At 35.0% G+C, this 18,727-nt stretch carries 21 protein-coding genes; 7 read left to right on the top strand and 14 right to left on the bottom strand.

The features are described 5' to 3' along the window. The first annotated feature begins 118 nt into the window (after positions 1-118). The gene (locus I583_RS05850) at positions 119-334 is read left to right on the top strand and encodes a hypothetical protein (RefSeq protein WP_010761438.1); all 216 of its coding nucleotides are present in this window, start codon (positions 119-121) and stop codon (positions 332-334) included. Between the two features lie 128 nt (positions 335-462). Here the strand turns inward: I583_RS05850 and I583_RS05845 are convergent, their stop codons facing one another. Beyond that, positions 463-837, bottom strand: coding sequence for a YxeA family protein (locus tag I583_RS05845; protein ID WP_010761439.1), 375 nt, complete (start codon positions 835-837; stop codon positions 463-465). 155 nt (positions 838-992) lie between these two features. Next, the gene (locus I583_RS05840) at positions 993-1,538 is read right to left on the bottom strand and encodes a TetR/AcrR family transcriptional regulator (RefSeq protein WP_010761440.1); all 546 of its coding nucleotides are present in this window, start codon (positions 1,536-1,538) and stop codon (positions 993-995) included. 268 nt (positions 1,539-1,806) lie between these two features. Here I583_RS05840 and I583_RS05835 point away from each other — a divergent pair, with 268 nt between their 5' ends. Next, a complete protein-coding gene (locus I583_RS05835) occupies positions 1,807-3,129 on the top strand; it encodes a DUF1576 domain-containing protein (RefSeq protein ID WP_010761441.1) in 1,323 nt (440 codons plus the stop codon). Beyond that, the gene (locus I583_RS05830) at positions 3,113-3,451 is read left to right on the top strand and encodes a hypothetical protein (RefSeq protein ID WP_010761442.1); all 339 of its coding nucleotides are present in this window, start codon (positions 3,113-3,115) and stop codon (positions 3,449-3,451) included. Before I583_RS05835 ends, I583_RS05830 begins: the two co-directional genes overlap by 17 nt. 60 nt (positions 3,452-3,511) lie before the next feature. Here the strand turns inward: I583_RS05830 and I583_RS05825 are convergent, their stop codons facing one another. The 4 genes from I583_RS05825 to I583_RS05810 all read right to left on the bottom strand — a co-directional run bounded on the left by I583_RS05825 (position 3,512) and on the right by I583_RS05810 (position 6,798). Further along, entirely contained in the window at positions 3,512-4,057 is a 546-nt protein-coding gene (locus tag I583_RS05825; protein WP_010761443.1) for a TIGR01440 family protein, read from the bottom strand. Positions 4,058-4,164: 107 nt separating this feature from the next. Continuing rightward, positions 4,165-4,410, bottom strand: coding sequence for a KH domain-containing protein (locus I583_RS05820; protein ID WP_010761444.1), 246 nt, complete (start codon positions 4,408-4,410; stop codon positions 4,165-4,167). 11 nt (positions 4,411-4,421) lie between these two features. Continuing rightward, positions 4,422-4,697 (bottom strand): 30S ribosomal protein S16, encoded by a 276-nt coding sequence (gene rpsP / locus I583_RS05815; RefSeq protein ID WP_010761445.1) that lies wholly within the window; start codon positions 4,695-4,697, stop codon positions 4,422-4,424. 274 nt (positions 4,698-4,971) lie between these two features. Next, positions 4,972-6,798, bottom strand: a complete 1,827-nt coding sequence (locus I583_RS05810) for an Ig-like domain-containing protein (protein ID WP_010761446.1) — start codon at positions 6,796-6,798, stop codon at positions 4,972-4,974. 179 nt (positions 6,799-6,977) lie between these two features. On the opposite strand from I583_RS05810, the gene I583_RS05805 reads away from it, so the two are divergent. Next, entirely contained in the window at positions 6,978-7,532 is a 555-nt protein-coding gene (locus I583_RS05805; protein WP_010761447.1) for an NADPH-dependent FMN reductase, read from the top strand. 51 nt (positions 7,533-7,583) lie between these two features. Here the strand turns inward: I583_RS05805 and I583_RS05800 are convergent, their stop codons facing one another. The 4 genes from I583_RS05800 to I583_RS05785 form a co-directional block, all read right to left on the bottom strand. Continuing rightward, positions 7,584-8,147 (bottom strand): DNA-3-methyladenine glycosylase I, encoded by a 564-nt coding sequence (locus tag I583_RS05800; RefSeq protein WP_010761448.1) that lies wholly within the window; start codon positions 8,145-8,147, stop codon positions 7,584-7,586. Positions 8,148-8,346: 199 nt separating this feature from the next. Beyond that, complete coding sequence (ffh, locus tag I583_RS05795) at positions 8,347-9,765, bottom strand: signal recognition particle protein (RefSeq protein WP_010761449.1); 1,419 nt, start codon at positions 9,763-9,765, stop codon at positions 8,347-8,349. A gap of 4 nt (positions 9,766-9,769) precedes the next feature. Beyond that, a complete protein-coding gene (locus I583_RS05790; protein WP_010761450.1) occupies positions 9,770-10,108 on the bottom strand; it encodes a putative DNA-binding protein in 339 nt (112 codons plus the stop codon). 179 nt (positions 10,109-10,287) lie between these two features. Continuing rightward, positions 10,288-10,755: a 2-thiouracil desulfurase family protein gene (locus I583_RS05785; protein ID WP_010761451.1), complete on the bottom strand. Its 468-nt coding sequence runs from the start codon at positions 10,753-10,755 to the stop codon at positions 10,288-10,290. Between the two features lie 145 nt (positions 10,756-10,900). Between I583_RS05785 and I583_RS05780 the strand changes: the two genes are divergently transcribed. After that, complete coding sequence (locus I583_RS05780) at positions 10,901-11,614, top strand: response regulator transcription factor (protein WP_010761452.1); 714 nt, start codon at positions 10,901-10,903, stop codon at positions 11,612-11,614. Further along, positions 11,611-13,371, top strand: a complete 1,761-nt coding sequence (locus tag I583_RS05775; RefSeq protein WP_010761453.1) for a sensor histidine kinase — start codon at positions 11,611-11,613, stop codon at positions 13,369-13,371. Before I583_RS05780 ends, I583_RS05775 begins: the two co-directional genes overlap by 4 nt. Positions 13,372-13,432: 61 nt before the next feature. Here I583_RS05775 and I583_RS05770 read toward each other — a convergent pair whose 3' ends face one another. Next, entirely contained in the window at positions 13,433-14,341 is a 909-nt protein-coding gene (locus I583_RS05770) for a phosphate ABC transporter substrate-binding protein PstS family protein (RefSeq protein WP_010761454.1), read from the bottom strand. 137 nt (positions 14,342-14,478) lie between these two features. Beyond that, positions 14,479-15,648 carry a pyridoxal phosphate-dependent aminotransferase gene (locus tag I583_RS05765; protein WP_010761455.1) on the bottom strand — a complete coding sequence of 390 codons (1,170 nt, stop codon included), beginning with the start codon at positions 15,646-15,648 and terminating at the stop codon, positions 14,479-14,481. Positions 15,649-15,885: 237 nt separating this feature from the next. Here I583_RS05765 and hisC point away from each other — a divergent pair, with 237 nt between their 5' ends. Then, positions 15,886-16,944 (top strand): histidinol-phosphate transaminase, encoded by a 1,059-nt coding sequence (gene hisC / locus I583_RS05755; RefSeq protein ID WP_010761456.1) that lies wholly within the window; start codon positions 15,886-15,888, stop codon positions 16,942-16,944. 130 nt (positions 16,945-17,074) lie between these two features. On the opposite strand, the gene I583_RS05750 is transcribed toward hisC, so the two are convergent. Both I583_RS05750 and I583_RS05745 read right to left on the bottom strand, forming a co-directional pair. Beyond that, positions 17,075-17,965, bottom strand: coding sequence for a LysR family transcriptional regulator (locus I583_RS05750; protein ID WP_010761457.1), 891 nt, complete (start codon positions 17,963-17,965; stop codon positions 17,075-17,077). 14 nt (positions 17,966-17,979) lie between these two features. Further along, on the bottom strand, positions 17,980-18,681 hold the full coding sequence (locus I583_RS05745) for a carbonic anhydrase family protein (RefSeq protein ID WP_010761458.1): 702 nt from the start codon (positions 18,679-18,681) through the stop codon (positions 17,980-17,982). Between the last annotated feature and the right edge of the window lie 46 nt (positions 18,682-18,727).

Raw genomic sequence — 18,727 nt, 5'->3', positions numbered from 1 at the left:
AAAATGTTGGAGAAAGTTTAGTAGTATGAAGAAAATTCTTTCCATATCCTCATGTATCAATGAATTACTACCCATTTTAGAAATAAAGTGGTACTGTTGATAAAAGAGGTGAAAGCACGTGACGTTTAATCCACATATCGAAACGCTCATTCTTGAGGCTTCCAATCGGAAAGCTCCTCATTTTGTAGCAAACGTGATCAATTTCCAGCAATTTGACCAAGAAGACGTAAAAGACACTGCACAAAAATTGATTGAAGATGGAAAAATCCGAGCGACTATCCATTTTCATCACAATGATTTATGTACAATTGACTTTATACCTCAGGCTGTTTGAACAAATTGATTGCACAAAAAAAGACTGCACGAATATAATTCTAACTTGAATTGAACAAAAACAGATCATCCATTGATTCTCCCTGTTGTCCAATTCATTTCGTTAGTTTATATTATGTTGCAGTCTTTCTATTTATTCAATTGCTGTAATGCTTTTTCAGGAACGGTTTCTCTAGAAACTTCTTCAAATGTTTCAACATGGGCACCTTTATTGTATATTTTTAAATAACGGTCAGTTATCAATTCATGATCTGCTGTAAAAGTAAGTTCTTTTTGCTGACCATCTTTGTCGAATGTTTGTTGTTTATATGTCGTAATGCCGTAGCTGTTTATGCTGTCGGCTTTTTTTGTTTTGACATAAACTACACCTTCTGTCACTAGTGGGTTTAATTGATCTATAGTGCCTGAAAGTTCATCTGATTTGTTTTGTGTATATAGTTTAGCTCCAAAAAGAGTGACGCCTGAAAGTAAGGCTAGTACAACGATTGTTTTAATTATTTTCAAGATAATTCCTCCAAATTTCATTTGATAAACTTATTTTAGCAATGATATCACTAAAAAAAATCAGTCAAATAGACGAAATCTGCTTAATACTTTTGGCGTAGGAATCTCTCAGTCTCAGTAAATAGAAACGAATTATGTTAAGGCTTTTCAGCATGTTATATTCCACAATTTTTCTCAACTGCTTCAAACGCCGTAATCAATTGATCTTCCGATTGGTTTACTATTCCAGAAATACTCAATGATGCCATTCCCATCGCACAAATCAATGAATTCATGTGCAATTTCTCAAGTTGTTCTTTTGCAATCTCTGTATATTTCTCATCATTTTGAATCGATTTTCGAAACGAATCAAATGATAACTGTTTTAATTCTTGACCATATGAATGTTGGTCGATATACAAAGCTATATACAGTTTGCTGTTCGATTTGGCAACATCAATATAATTTAAGCCAAAATTAGCAAGTATATGTGATGTTTGTTTTTTAGAAAAGAATTCAGTTTCTAAAAATTCGTATGTTGTTTTCAATAAAGTCAACTTCAACTCTTCCATGTTTTTAAACTCAAGGTAAATCGGTTGTGTTGAAATCCCCATATGCTCAGCTACATTTCGTGCTGTTATAAAGGAAAAACCTTTTTCTATTAATAAATCTCGTGCAGCTGCTAAAATATGTTGCTTTTGATAGACCTTCTTTCTAACCAAATATAATCCCTCCTCGTATAATTTAAATGTGTATTGGCCCCGTGTTCGTCTCAACTGAGAAATAGTATAATACGAATACAATTTATCATTATTTATTTTTTTAATATTTATTCTTTTATTTTACACTCTTTTAGGGATTCATTTTCTCAATAATTATGAATATAGCTAAAAAACATGATAATTTACCTGACTTTTCTGAATTGTTATTGACCAATGAAGGTTTTACAGGATATAGTTAGATTATTGATAGATGATGGAGGTATTCTTTATGGCTAAAAATAACAGCCAAGCACTTTTTTTACATACGAATAAAAAAAATCCAGAAATGACTGATAAAAATAAAAATTATTATCTTCTCATTGGTTATTGCGTTATTTTGATTATAATTGGTCTACTCAGTGAACCTATCACCATTCTCTGGGCAGGTATGATCCGTATTTTAACTTCCCCTAGCAATTTATTAACTGATTATATTGAACTTGGTACTTTCGGTAGTGCTTTTGTGAATAGTGGATTGCTTACACTGATTAGTGTGTTACTTGCTAAAAAAGAAAAAATTCCAATCAACGGTCCTATGATTGCTGCTTTATTTACCGTTTCAGGCTGTTCATTTTTTGGGAAAAATCTATATAATTCAATCCCAATTATTATTGGTGGACTTTGTTATGCAAAAATTGTAAAGAAGCCTTTTTCTCAATTTATCGTTGTTAGTTTATTTGGGAGTGCTCTATCTCCTATCATTAGCTATCTTACCTTTGGAATTTCTTTGCCACTCCCTCTTTCGATTCCTTTAGGATGTTTCGTTGGTATTTTTATTGGGTTGATTTTACCACCGTTAGCATCTCATATTCTTACCTTCCATCAAGGTTTTTCTTTATATAATGTTGGATTTACTTCCGGACTTATTGCAATGATGTTTACTGGAATTTTAAGGATGTTTGGCTGGAAAATCGAAGGAAAAAATTTAGTTTCTACTGCTTATCATTCCAAACTTCTTTTTTTTCTGTTATTTTTATTTTTTATTATGTTTGTTGCGGGGTTTATAATCAATCATTTTTCTCTGAAAGGTCTAAAAGATATCAGCAAAACTTCGGGTAAATTGATTACTGATTTTATTTCTATTGCAGGGATTGGCGCTACGATGATGAATATGGCGCTGATGGGTTTATTACTAGTTGGTTATACTCAAGTTAGTCATTCCACACTCAATGGTCCAATTGTTGGCGCTATTTTATCCGCTGTTGGTTTCAGCGCATTTGGTAATCATCTACTCAACAGCTTACCATTATTAGTTAGTGTTTTTTTGACAGCACAATTATCTTCGGTTTTTGAAGTAAATCAAACAACCGTGGTACTTGCAGGGATTTTTGGCACAGGGCTAGCACCGATTGCAGGATATTATGGGATTACTTTTGGCTTGATCGCCGGATTTTTGCATATGTCATTAGTTACAAATGTCAGCTATCTTCACGGTGGACTGAATCTCTATAATAATGGATTTTCTACTGGTTTTGTTGCGGCGGTCATGGTACCATTACTTGATAATATTTTACAGATCAGAAAGGTGAAACAACATGCAAGAAAGAGATAAAGCTAAGAGAATCGTAGATGAGTTACTGACTTACTTTTTTTCAAATGATATTGAGGAAATCCGGATTGGGCTAGACTTTACATCAGAAGGTTTTTGCATCAAAATCCAAGGAAAAACAGAAGACGAACCAGAAAATGTCCTGCATTTATTAGAATTATTAAACACACCTAGAGATCTAAGTATTGAAAGTTATTATGATGAATTGCTTGGGATCACGCATCATGAAGAAGAAGATTATCACCTGTTAGGGTTGATGATTGACGAAGCAGAAATCAGTTTTGATGCACCTATTTTTGAAATCAAAGTATTTAGAAAAAAATAATCGTTCAAATAAAAAGATAAGGAGTCAACCAATGAATCAACAGGTTACTCCTTATCTTTTTTAGTTGTAAACAGCACGAATACCTCCAATCAATTTAGGACGACTACGTAAATAAGTCGTGTGCGCTCCTCCGATTTCTTTGATGGATGTTCTAACAGGAACTTGGACATGCTGGATATGCATCCCAATTGATGTATCGCCAATATCTATACCGCCTTGTGCAGTGATTTTTTCAACAACAACTGGATTTTGGAAAAATTGAAAAGCAGCCACTGCCGCAGCTCCGCCTGCATGAAGAGCTGGGACGACAGAAACGATTTCAAACTGGTGGTGTTTGGCTATTTCTTTTTCAACAACTAGCGAACGGTTGATGTGTTCACATCCTTGTACAGCTAAATGAATTCCTTTTTTGGCCAACTTATCTTTAAGTGTAGAAACAATCATCTCGCCAATTTCTAAATTAGAGTTTTTACCGATTACGCCTCCACTGACTTCACTACTGCTGCAGCCAAGCACAAAAATATCACCTATTTCTAATTCGGCTTGTAGTAAATATTCGTCGAGACCTTGTACTAGTTGTTTTTGATAGCTGTTTAGGTTGTCCATTCACTTCTCCTCAACTTGTCTTATATTTTAGTTTATACTAACGGATATTTATTGATTCGTCAAAACGTAAAAAAAAGCACCCAAAAATTTGGATGCTTCATTTCGTGCTATTTACCATCTACAATATTCAAACGAACTTTTTTCGGTCCATCCACACGTACACTGTAAACAATGGTACGAATTGCTTTAGCAACACGTCCTTGCTTCCCAATAATACGGCCAATATCTTCAGGTGATACCGTCAAATTATACTCTAGAAAGACATCAGATTCCTCTATTTCTAATTTAACTAGCTCAGGTTGACTGACTAATGGGCGAACGATAGTTAAAACTAACTCTTTCACATCTGTCATTATCGGTCACCTTATTTCTTTTCAAGTTTAGCTTCGTGGTGTTTTTTCATAACGCCTTCTTTTGAAAGGATGTTACGAACAGTATCTGAAGGCTGAGCGCCTTTAGACAACCAGTCTAAAACTAAATCTTCTTTTAAAACTACTTCTGCAGGATCTTTTAAAGGATTGTAAGTTCCAACAGTTTCGATGAAACGTCCATCACGAGGAGAACGAGAATCTGCGACTACAATACGGTAAAAAGGACTCTTTTTAGAACCCATGCGTTTTAAACGAATTTTTACTGACATTTTATATATTACACCTCCATTAACTTAATCACAAATGTTAGTTTACCAGATTTTCAGCAAGCTGTAAAGAGTTTTTTCTTGACACCTTAAAAAAAGCTTTAAACTGCTGATTTTTAGCGCTTTCAGCTATATATGTGTTATAATTAATCTACCTTGGCAGGGGCAATCAACAGTTGCTTAACGAAAATAAGCTATAAACAATGAAGAAGAATTTTCTTCTTTTGTTTATAGCTTATTTTTATATTATTTCAAAATATACGCTAACACTTGGTACTTAATTCTCAACTTGCTTTTTGGCAACCAATATCCAAGTTGCCACCAATAATAAAAGTACTCCGATTAAAACTAAGAGAGGTGACTTATTTTCTCCAGTCTTTAGTAGTTGTTGCTGATTTCCAGAGTTTTTTTCATTTTGAATGCTAGTGGTACTTTGAGAAGCATTGGTTGTTTCCGTAGTGGATGGTTCACTAGATAACTCTGATTCTCTTGTCTCAGACGGAGTAACAGCTTCAATTAGATTTGCTCTGGCTGTTTTCAATTCTTGTGTTATCTGATTGATTTCATTGCGACTAACAGTTTCAGGCGTTTCTTTGGCTACTTGTATAAGTTTAATAGCTTCCGTTTTCTTATCAATCCATGTTTTCCAAGTTTCCGGCGTGTAGGCATCTTCTTTTAGTCCATCATTTTGTTCGATAATTGCTTCTAATTCATCGATATCGGCCGGTTTAGCAATTTCTTCTACTGTAACTAACCGCTCAACCAATAGTTCAGTAGCAGACTCTAAATCAGTTGGCATTGCGTCTTCGTTGTTTACAGCTGTTTGGGCATTCTCTTTAGCTTCTGTTAGTTTTTTGGCAGATGATTCAGTTAATTCGTCTAAATCAATACTTTCAACTTCATCGATTTTATCTGTGATGCTATCGATGATTTGATTTACATCTCCATTTCCACTCCCACCATTTGCATAACTGGTTAAACTAGCGTTTCTTGATTGAACCATTCCAAACTCATCTAACGTATTGACCTGATTAATATATTTCACTGATGAATCAGTGACTTTTGTACTATAATTGACAACTGCTGACACATATCCTTTTAATCCGCTATAACTACCTAAATTTTCAAGGGATAATACAAAACCATTTAGAGTTGATTCTACTTTGGTTAGATCGCCTTCAAAGTTGCTTGGAAGTGGATATTTTTTTAAACTTTTTTTATCGACATCACGATAATTAACACTGAATGTACCGTTAAGCAGTTGTTGACCTGCTCCTAGGGTATCATTAATGATTGGCATTAACAGATTTTGTCCTGAATTATTGATCGAAATCGTCCAATTGATTTTTTGAGGATCGATTGAATCGAATTTACCACTTTTAAAAATAGTCGTAGGATTCGTAATACCAGTACTGACACCACTCGTTTTATTTGCCATAAGTGTAAGATCACTTGTCGTACCATTAACAGGTATTGGAATTTCGTTATCTCCATCTATTGTTTGGTCATTTACAAGTTTTACCCAGAAAAAGAATTGGCCGTTGATCGCATTGTGATTGCTTACATATTGATTGAATATCACGGTAACCTTGTTTGTTGCTCGATCGATTTTTGCTATACCAATTTCACTCCCCATTTTACTAAGTAATGGAAAGTCACTGTAGTTTACCATTTGTAAAATAGCCGGTAGTTCAAACGTCAACGCATCACCTACTTGAGCTTCATCTGGTAGAGAAAATGAGTAATTTACTTTGATTTTATCGCTATTTTTCACTCGATGAACGAGATTATTAGCAATATCTGTCAGACTTACACTAGTTAACAACTCAGACCCGTACTCTTTGTTTGCTTTTACAGTTGGTTGAAGATTTATTTGGTTTTCAATGCTACTTTCTTCAGTTGAGAGTGTTGTGCTATCACTATTCGTTGTGGCGCTGATTTTAGATTGAGGTTCCTTATTTTCGGTACTTGAGATTGTATGTGTTTCAATCGTGCTAGAGCTGTTCTCTACTGCTCTTGTTTTCGTAGAAATACCAATGACCAGCAACCAAAAAATACACAAAAAAGCACTGATTTTAGCAAATCGTTTAACACTCATCATCATTTTATCCCTCGTTTTTCTAAAAATTTTGTTGCTTTAATTATATAGAGGATACATATTGCTGAACATTGATTTGCTTATAACATTCTGATGATTGCTCTAAAGATCGATTTCTTGCAAAAACAATCTTCTCGGCTTAAAATAAAATAAACAACGTTATTTATTGAATGGAGGAAAGATTTATGAAGAAAAAAATCGGTTTTTTTGTCGGAAGTTTGAGAAAAGATTCTTATAGTAAAAAAGTGGCCGTTGCCATATCCAGTTTATTCCCAGAAGATTATGAACCTGTTTTTATCGATTTACATGAATTAGAGATGTACAATCAAGATTTGGATGACGAAGGTACGCCTCCTGCTGCTTGGACGAAATTTAGAGAAGAAGTAAAAACACTGACTGGTCTTGTTTTTGTCACACCAGAATATAATCGCTCTGTTCCTGGTGTTTTAAAAAATGCTTTGGATGTTGGTTCACGTCCTTATGGTCAAAATGTATGGGATGGCAAACCAGGACTAGTTGTTAGCGTGTCCCCTGGCGCATTAAGTGCTTTTGGTGCAAATCATCATTTACGCCAATCATTGGTTTTTCTTAATGTTCCGACCTTACAACAACCAGAAGCATACATCGGCAATATAGTAAATCTAATCAACGATGATGGGACGATTGCTGAAAACACCATGAGTTTTTTCAGAACAATTGTTGATGCTTATCTTGCTTTTCTAGAAAAAATAGTTGATTAAAATTAAATAGTCTAAACCAAACTTAAATAATGTTTTGGTTTAGACTATTTTTTACTTTATTTCGTCATATCGGAAGCATGTTGTTACATGATCATTGATTATCCCAACAGCTTCTAAAAACGCATAGATGATCGTACTGCCTACAAACTTAAATCCTCTTTTTTTCAACTCTTTGGTTATTCTGTCTGATAGTTCATTTGTTGTAGGTATCTCCAGTTGATTTTGATAAGAATTTTTCAAAACGTGTTGCGCATTAAAACTCCATAAATAATTGGAAAAAGAACCAAACTCATTTTGGATCTCAATAACTTTTTGAGCATTATAGATTGCTGCTTCGATTTTTCTACGATTACGGATAATGCCTGGATTATTCATAAGTTCTTCGATTTTTCTTTCATCGTAATAAGCAACTTTTTTTATATCAAAATCATCAAAAGCGGCATCAAAGTGGTTCTCTTTATTCAAGATAGTTTGCCAACTCAAGCCAGCTTGGTTGATATCCAATACTAGTTTTCTAAACAGGCGCTGATCATCATATACTGGAACTCCCCAAATCGTATCATGATAGAGTTTCATTTTTTTATTCTCTTGCGCCCAAGAACATCGCTGTTTCACCTTTTTCTCCTCCAATAGCTAAATTTTATTTTTAAAACTTTTCTTTATTTTAGCAAAATTTTCAAGAAAACGTTTATAATATAAAATTGGTTACTCCATTATTCCCTTCTGCTGATCTATGGCACAATTACTGGTCCATCTCAATTATAAAAAGAAAGCATACCAGAATCTATGATTTTGGTATGCTTTCTTTTCTACGTTACTTTTTCTTTTTTTTCTTTTTCTTGTTTTTCTTCACCATGCGATTCATGGCCATTTTTCCTAGTTTACCTTTGATGCCTCCACCAAGCATTTGATCCATACCAGGAATATCCATATTTCCTTTGGACATTTGCTGCATCATTTTTTTGGATTCTTTAAATTGTTTGATCATCCGATTGACTTCAACTACATTATTACCTGAACCTGCAGCAATTCTACGGCGACGGCTTGGATTTAATAAGTCTGGATTTTCGCGTTCAGCGGGTGTCATAGAAAGCACCATTGCTTTTTTACGTGCCACATCTTTCGGATCAACTTTGACATTTTCTAAGCCAGGCATATTGTTCATTCCTGGAATCATTTTTAACAAGTCTTCAATTGGTCCCATACCCATTACTTGATCTAATTGCTCAATAAAGTCATTAAAATCAAAGCTGTTTTCTTTCATTTTTACTGCAAGTTCTTCAGCTTTTTTCTCATCATAATCTTGTTGGGCTTTTTCAATCAATGTTAACATATCGCCCATACCTAAAATACGGCTAGACATACGATCTGGATGGAAAATTTCTAAGTCAGTAAGTTTTTCACCTGAACCGATGAATTTGATTGGTGCGCCTGTAACGGAACGAATAGAAAGTGCCGCACCACCTCGAGTGTCTCCATCGAGTTTGGTGATAACCACACCAGTGATTCCTAATTGCTGATTGAAACTTTCAGCAACATTAACTGCATCTTGACCGGTCATTGCATCAACGACAAGCAAGATATCATCGGGTTGAGCGATATCTTTGATTTGTTTTAGCTCATCCATCAACGTCTCATCAATATGCAGACGACCTGCAGTATCGATTAGGACGTAATCATTTTTCTTTTCTTTAGCCAATTCCATCCCTTGACGTACGATTTCTACAGGACTTGTCTCAGTCCCCATATCGAAAACTGGTACATCCAATTGTTGGCCTAAAACTTTCAACTGGTCAATCGCTGCTGGTCGATAAACATCGGCTGCAATCATCAATGGACGTGCATTTTCTGTCTTGATCAAATGATTCGCTAATTTACCGCCAAAGGTTGTTTTACCTGCTCCTTGTAAACCAACCATCATGATCACGGTTGGAATGCGTTCAGACTTATTTAGGCCAACTGTTTCTGACCCTAATGTTGCTGTTAATTCTTCATCAACGATTTTAACGATTTGTTGAGCTGGTGATAAGCTTTCAAGAACTTCTACACCAACTGCACGGTCACGAACTCGTTTTGTAAAATCTTTAACAACTTGTAAATTTACGTCGGCTTCTAATAACGCCAAGCGAATCTCTCTCATCATTTCTTTTACGTCAGCTTCAGATACTTTCCCTTTACGACGTAATTTGCTCATTGCCTGTTGTAGGCGATCTGTTAAACTTTCAAAAGCCATAATCTCATTCCTCTACTTCTTGTATTTGTTCTATATACTGTATGATTGTTGTATCTTTCGGATAGGTTTCGTTCACGTAGCTTTTAAGTGTTTCTAGTAACTCTCCACGGACGATATAATCAGAAAATAGATGAAGTTTTTTTTCATATTCTTCTAGGATCTTCTCAGTCCGTTTGATGTTGTCATAAACTGCTTGGCGGCTGATATCGTATTCTTCAGCAATCTCGCCTAATGAGAAATCATCCGCATAGTACATCTCCATATAATTCATTTGTTTTTCTGTCAACAAAGTAGAATAAAATTCAAACAACGCATTCATTCGATTGGTTTTTTCAATTTCCATAGTTGTTACTCCTATCTTCAATCCCTTTTAGGTTACCGATTTCAGAGCGATTAGTCAATAGTTCTTATTTGATTTTCGAGGATTTTTTTAAAGATTTGATCAATTGATCATAATAACTTTGCAGAGTTAGTACAAAAATCCTTTTCAGAAAAATATTCTTCGATTATTTTTTGACATCTCTACTTTTCATGATCGACCACTGTTTGCCAATCATTTTCCGAAACGACCTCAAGACCTCTGGAAATAAAATAAGCCGTTGCAACCCCTGCGCCATTTCGATGATTGCCAGAAAATGTACCATCGTAAATACTTTTACTTCCGCAAGACGGACTATTTTCTTTTAAAATAATCGATGTGATATTTTGTTCAACTAGTTTTTGATAAGCTATGATTGCCCCTTGTTTGAATAGAGTGGTCATGTCTTCCCCAGTTTTCGTAAGTACTTTTGCATCACCATTCCAAACGTCAAATCCGTCTCCACCGCTAATTTCAGCAGGTTCTCGAGGAATTGGTAAGCCACCTAAGACTTCTGGACAGACAAGCATTGCTTGGCCATTCTCTACTAATTTTTTTAAGGCAGTGATTTCTTTTGCTTGGCCATCATAGCGACAGCAAACCCCACCAAGACATGCGCTAATTCCAATCATTGGCTTCCCTCATTTCAATCTTTTTTATTATACCATTTCTTTGGCTTTGAAAGTAGTTTTAGAAACATTCCATAAAGTTTTTGATAGCTGTGAATCTATGATAAAATAACCTTGTGTTTATTTCGTATTTAAAGGAGCCAAATAGATGAAGAAAGTACTAGTTGTTGACGACGAACCGTCGATTGTAACGTTGTTGACATTTAACTTAGAAAAAGACGGCTATGAAGTAATATCGGCGGAAGATGGTGCAGTCGGTTATGAGTTAGCCCTGTCTAATCAATTTGATTTTATCATTCTAGATGTTATGTTGCCGAACATGGATGGCTTAGAAATCACAAAATCACTACGTAGGGAAAAAGTTGACACCCCTATTTTGATACTGACCGCTAAAGATGATCAAGTCGATAAAATCATCGGGTTAGAAATCGGTGCTGACGACTATTTAACAAAACCCTTTAGTCCTAGAGAAGTTTTAGCCAGAATGAAAGCGATCTTCCGACGTCTGAAACCTACGTCAGCTAAATCAGAAGAGTTTAGCGAGACGGCTAAAGCACCTTTGGTATTAGGTGAAATCAGCGTTGATGAACAAAACTATGAAGTGAGCGTTCGTGGCGAAAAAATTGAGTTAACGCCAAAAGAATTTGAATTACTCGTCTACTTTATCAAACGCAAAGATCGCGTGATTGATCGAGATACTTTGTTAGATCGAATTTGGAACTATGATTTTGCAGGTCAAAGCCGTATTGTTGACGTCCATGTCAGTCATTTAAGAGATAAAATCGAAATTGATCCAAAGCGACCTGCCTACTTAGTCACAGTTAGAGGGTTTGGCTATCGTTTTCAGGAGCCTAAAAAATGAAAAAACGCCAACGTATTGAATATTGGGTAGTTGGAATTATGATGCTTGCTTTATTTGTAGGTAGTATTTTTTTAACAAACTATTTTTTTAAAAAGGAATTATTGTCCCAACAGGAAGAGTACTTACAAAAAAAAGGGACATTGATTCTCGACCAGCTCTCTCCTGATTTGTTTTTAACGCAACATTTTTCAGATCAAGAAGAGAAGCTTATTGAACATTATTCAACTGATAAAAATGAGCGTTTGACATTGATGAACGCCAAAGGGGATATTTTTTACGACAGTCTTGATTCATCACTGCATGAATCAAGACGTAATCGTCCTGAAGTTAAGGCAATTCTTTCTGGTGCTGATTTCGGCTCTGCCTTGAGAAAAAGTGCGACTTTAAAAGAAGAATTACTTTACTTAGCATTGCCTGTCGATAAAAATGGTGAATTAATCGGTATTATTCGAATGTCAGAAGAAACGACACAATTTTCTAATAGTATCCGATCATTTAGGCGCTATATTCTGTTTACTTTAGGCATTTTATTTTTGATTATTACGGCTTTCGTCTTTTTATTACTTCATCAGAAAAATGAACCTTTGGTGACAGTTTTACCCGTGTTGAAAAAAATTGTGAAATATCCAGATGAAGCGCGATCGATCATCCAAGATTCACCAGAATGGAATGAATTATATCAAACGGTCAATCTCTTGAGTCAACAAATGAGCCAAACATATTTGGCTTACACATCCACTGATGAACAATTTCACGCCTTACTGGATGAACTGATGATTGGTGTTTTTATTATTGATGTTGATGGAAAGGTTCAATTGATCAATCCTAAGATGACTGAAATTTTAATGATTGAGAAAAATGATGCCGGTAAAGATTATTTTGAAGTGATCAAAGAGCCTGCCCTGATCCATTTGATTCATCAAGTTATCACAGAAAAAAGTTCGGTACATCAAGAAATAAAACTAACTGACTCATTGAATGAAACGATTTTAGATATGTCTTTACGTTATATAGAAGAAGATGGAAATGATTACCAAGTTTTGGGAATTGCTTATGATTTAACCCGTGTTAGGCAATTAGAAAAAATTCAAAAAGACTTTGTTAGTAATGTTTCACACGAGTTAAAAACACCCGTCACTTCTTTACTGGGCTTTACCGAAACCTTATTAGACGGTGCTAAAGATGACCCTGAAACCTTATCACAATTTTTGGAGATCATGCAAAAAGATGCTTTGCGCTTACAACAACTGATTCAGGAAATTTTACAGCTTTCTCGTGATGGAAAAAACATTTCGTATGATGACCAAGAAGTTGCCATGCTTCCTTTCACACAAGAAATTCTGCGTTCTTATCGTAAAGCAACCAAAGAAAAACATCTAACAATCGAAATTCTTGGGGATGAATCAATAACCTACACAACAAAGTATGAACTTTTCTATCCGATCGTTAAAAATTTGATTGAAAATGCAATTCAATATTCTCAATCTGACGGAACGATCACCATTGATTTTGGATTCTCTGATACATTCTTTTTCACAGTGAAAGATTTGGGCATCGGGATTAGTTTAGAAGACCAAGAAAGAATTTTTGAGCGCTTTTACCGAGTAGATAAAGCAAGAAGCCGGCATTCTGGTGGAACTGGTTTAGGTTTATCGATTGTGCATAATTATACTGAATTATTAGGTGGAACAGTCACGATCGACAGTCATTTAGGCCTTGGTTCAACGTTTGTAGTAAAATTACCAAAAAATGATTAAATCAAAAAGAGGCGGATGTTTTCACATCCAGCCTCCTTTTGATTCTTTAGGGGGAAAGAACTTATTTTTTAGTGATGGTACCTGTTACGTCTCTTTCAACTTTCATTGCTGTGATTGGTAAATAGCCTAATTCTTTGACTACACCGTCTTGAACATCATCTGTCAGCATAAAATCTAAAAACGCTTTTACATCATCATCCGGTTGACCTTTTGTATACATATGTTCATAAGACCAAATTTTCCAAGAATTATCTGCAACATTCTCTTCTGTAGGTTTTACATCATCAATACTTAGTGCATCTGTTGATTCATCCATGTAAGAAAAAGCAAGATAACTGATTGCTCCAGGTGTTTGGGACACAATTTGACGAACAGTTCCTGATGAGTCTTGTTCTTGAGATTGGACAGCTTTAGCGCCATCTAGTCCCCATTTTTCAAAAGTTGCTCGCGTTCCGCTTCCACTTGGACGATTGATTACTGCGATTTCTTGATCTTTTCCGCCTAGGTCTTTCCAGTTTTTAATTTTTCCTGAAAAAATATCAATCAATTCTTGTTTGCTAATGTTTTTAACGCCAACTTCTTTATTGACCACAGGACCCATTCCCACAACGGCAACACGATGATCAACAAGTTTTGACGCATCTACACCAGATTTTTCTTCGGCAAAAACGTCAGAATTTCCAATTGTCACAGCACCATCAGCGACTTGAGAAAGTCCAGTTCCACTACCTCCGCCCTGAACTGAAATTGTGTAATTAGCATGTTCAGAAACAAATTGATCTTTCGCTGCATCTACTAATGGTTGTAAAGCGGTTGAACCAACTGCTACGATTTTAACAGGTTGATTACTTGTACTTCCGCTATCGTTAGATTTATTACTACTGTCACCAGTTGCAGCCCCTTGATTGCCGCACCCTGCGATTAAAAGTCCTACACTTAACACAATTGCTGATAATAAACGTTTCTTCATTTTTACACGTCCTTTTCAATTAGTTACAAGCTTAGTTTAACAGCAGTGTGTTAATTCTGTTTCAACGTTCTGTAAATAATGAGTAAAGGAATGTAAAGGTTCTGTTGAGACGAAAAAACAGTTAAACGATTGCTCGCTTAACTGTTCGTTTTGATATAATATCCGATTCGTTTCATTGCTTCTTTTAATGTCGCTAAGTCTGCCGCATAGCTGATTCTTACATAGCCTTCTGCTTCTTTACCGAAAGCAACTCCTGGAATGATCGCTACTGCTTCTTGCTTAGCTAAATCTACACAGAATTTCATAGAATCTTGTTGGTATCCTGCAGGAATTTTCGCAAAAATATAAAAGGCACCATTCGGTCTGGCTACTTCAAACCCAAATGCAGTCATTTGCTCATAAACAAAATCTCGGCGTTCTCGGTATTCTTCTTTCATTACTGCTGCATCATTCATTCCTTCAACCAACGCTCTAACTGCTGCTTTTTGAGATATTGTAGAAGCCGCTGTGACTAAATATTGATGAACTTTGATGATTTCAGCAATCAAATTCTCTGGTCCAAAGATAAATCCAATCCGCCAGCCCGTCATCGCATGTGATTTTGATAGACCATTGATCAAAATAGTTTGTTCTGGAATAAATTCTGCGATGGATACATGCTGGTCTTCATAGGTTAATTCACTGTAGATTTCATCACTGATCACGAAGATTGAATAGTTTTTCAATACATCTGCAATCGCTTTGACTTCTTCACGATTATACGTTACACCAGTTGGATTGCTTGGGTAATTTAGAATAATTGCTTTAACCTGATCGCCATGTTCTGACATCGCAAGCTCAATCATTTCAGGTGTCAATACAAAATCATTTGATGTAGTATCAATATAGATTGGTTCTGCTTGAGCCAACGTAATCACTGGTTCATAGCCCGGATAGATTGGAGCTGGCATCAAAACTTTATCGCCAGGTTCTAAAATAGAAAGTAAACTTGCAGAAATCGCCTCAGTTGCTCCCACTGTTACTAAAACTTCAGATGCTGGTTGATAAATGACCCCATATTTTTCTTTCATAAAAAAAGTGGCTGCTTCACGAACATCCATCAACCCTGACATACCTGAATAATGCGAAAAATTATTTTCGATTGCATCATGTGCTGCTGTTTTTACATGCTCAGGAGTATTAAAATCTGGCTCTCCCAACGTCAATTTTATAATGTCTTCAATATCACTTACTTGTTCGTCAAATTGGCGAATCGTCGAAACGGCGATTTTATATACTTGTTTATTAAATCTTTTCGTTAAATCCATCAAACCATCTCCTCTTACTTATTCCCCCGACCATTGACAATTAGCCTTAAACCGTCACGCATGATCAAAACAAAAAAGTTGTAGTCATTTTTTCTTGATGGAATTATAATAGCATAATTTAGCCTAAAATGAAATTTGTATTTCAAAAATACGTATTTTCTTTCCAAATCCACATATTTATCTTGCGAAACCTTCTTTGCTTCTTTATAGTTATAAGAAATGAAAGGAGAGAACGACATGAAAGGCATTAGAAAAATCACTCCTTATGTTCCAGGAGAACAACCTAATTATTCAGATATGATCAAATTAAACACAAATGAGAACCCTTATCCACCTTCTCCAAAAGTCACTGAGGTACTGAGAAATTTCGATGCTGAACATTTAAAAAGATATAGCTCTATTGATAATTTTTCTTTAAAAAAAGCATTGGGGATAAAGCACGGATTATCTCCTGAACATTTTTTGATTGGCAATGGATCGGATGAAGTGTTAGCTTTTTGTTTCCTTGCTTTTTTCAATAGTTCAGATCCTATTTTATTTCCGGATATCACTTATGGTTTTTATAAAGTTTGGGCTGATCTTTTTCAGATCCCATTTAAAGAGTTGGCCTTAAACAGTCACTTTGAAATAGCTGTAAAAAATTATAACCCGCCAAATGGTGGGATAATCATTGCTAATCCAAATGCACCAACAGGTTTATTCAAACCACTTGTAGAAATCGAGCATTTATTGAAAGAAAATCAAGAAGTTATTGTGATCATCGATGAAGCCTACATTGATTTTGCTGGTCAATCGGCTATTAAACTTTTAGATAAATACCCAAATCTAATCATTATTAGAACCTTTTCAAAATCAAGCTCTTTAGCGGGTTTACGCGTTGGTTATGCTATTGGTAATCCAAAGTATATTCAAATTGCGGAAAGTATCAAGTCTTCTTTTAATCCTTATTCAGTTGATATGTTAGCAGAAAATTTAGCTGTTGCTGCCGTTGAGGATAAAAAATATTATGAAGAAATAACGAAAGATATTTGTGCAACTAGAGATTGGTTTACAAAAATCATTGAACAATCAGGATTTCGTTCTCTCGTCTCAAAAACAAACTTTGTTTTACTGACTCATCCTGATTTGGTCATTGAAGAGTTATACCATTATTTAGAAACTCACGACATATTTGTTCGCTATTTTCCAAAGATCGAACGATTGAACAATTATTTACGCGTTTCGATGGGGACACGTGAGGAAATGGAAAAAGTTTATCAATTAATGACTAACTATGTATTAGCATCAAAAAAATAACAAAATAATAAACATGTATTCATTTGTTTATACTTAAACTAAAAAATCATCCTCTTTTGAAGGATGATTTTTTTATGCTGTAAATACATAAACTTGTTCAATTGGGATTCTAGAACAAGTTTTCTTTGTTTCAAAACAGCTGTTTCAACTCTTTTATAAAAAATTGACCAATAGTACTAATGGTTTTATTTTTCTGATAGAGAACACATATTTTATTGTTTGTACTTTCCGCTAATGGAACTAACCGAATTTCTTTTTTGGTAAATCCAGTGACCACACCTGATCCTGATGCATAGGCATCTGTCTCTACTAATAAATTCATCAACGTTCCACGATCATTTGTGTAAATCACTGTTTCTTGTTCTTGATTTTCAATTAGATCTTCTGAAAAATAAGCAAAATTGCTCCCTTCTTGCGTAAAACGAACTTGGGGATAGCAACATAATTGTTCCAGTTTGATTTCTTTTTGTTTTGCCAACGGATGATTTTTTCCAAGAAAAATATGGGTTTTAAAGCTTCCAACAACTTCATATGTTAAATTTGCCTGCTCTAAATACCGCTCAATACCTGATTGATTTTGACTATTTAAATAAATAATACCAAGTTCACTATGGTAACTTTTTACGTCTTCAATTACTTTTAAAGTCGTTGTCTCAAATACACGAAAATTTTTATATTGGTCTTTAAATTGCTGGATAACTTTCCCCATCACTTCGCCTAAAAAATCATAGTGCTGAGAAGAAATTGAAAAACGTTCACTCTTAGTCACTTCTTGATAGCGATTTTCAATTATTTCCATTTGTGTCAAAATCTTTTCCGCATGTTCTAAAAAGGTCAACCCCTCTTCAGTCAAAGAAGCACCTTTATTGGTACGAATAAATAAGGTTACACCAATTTCTTCTTCTAACTCACGAATTCCATTTGAAAGACTTGGTTGCGTGATGAATAGTTTCTTTGCAGCTTCTCTGAAACTACCATTATTCGCAACAGCTACAACATATTTCATTTGTTGAATATTCATAGAGGCCCTCCGTCTTATTCAGAAAAATAGATTTTACGTCCATTCAATGCTTGGACTGGTCGATTGTTGAAAGGCAACATCCCTTCGTCAATTCGCGCAAAAAAATCTTGATCCATTTTTTGAATAGAATCGAAAACAAACCAATGAACAGGTCCCTTAGTTGGCGGTGTTGTTAACGAACCTAAGTAATGAAAATGAGATTTTTGTTCGGGTAAAAAAATTGAAGGATCAAACCACTGTTGATGCGTTTGTGAGTTCCATTTGAGAGTCGTTTGATTTTTTGAAAATTTATTATCATCTGTAGTAATGGTAAATAAACAACCCACAACTAAATTATCCCCAGAATTATTCATATGAACAAGATGAAATTCCAAGGGCGCATGTTCTCCATCAAAGGTATGCTCGCTTGGTGTGTGAAAATGAATATCTGTTAAATAATATTTTTCATCTTCAAAAATTACATAGCTTTCTGTATTTGGTGGAACAAAGTGAAAGGTATTTTTAAATTCTTTTTCTGTAAATTCTTCTATTTTATAACAAAAATCAATCGCTCTGCTTGCAGAGACACCATTGATCAAGTTTTTTGATAAATTAACAGGCGATTGATAAGGATATTTAGCTCCCGTCGAAAACCAATCACAAAGCGTGTGCCAATGCTCCGGTCCAAGCTCTCCTTCGTATCCCCATTCCACGTCCATATTTCGAATATTTTTCATCAAACCCCACCTTCTAATTTTATCATTTGAATAACTGTATACTAAT

The sequence above is a fragment of the Enterococcus haemoperoxidus ATCC BAA-382 genome (assembly GCF_000407165.1).
Lineage (GTDB): Bacteria > Bacillota > Bacilli > Lactobacillales > Enterococcaceae > Enterococcus_L > Enterococcus_L haemoperoxidus.
The sequence above is the reverse complement of the archived record's forward strand: the minus strand, read 5'-3'. Positions and strand labels throughout refer to the sequence as shown.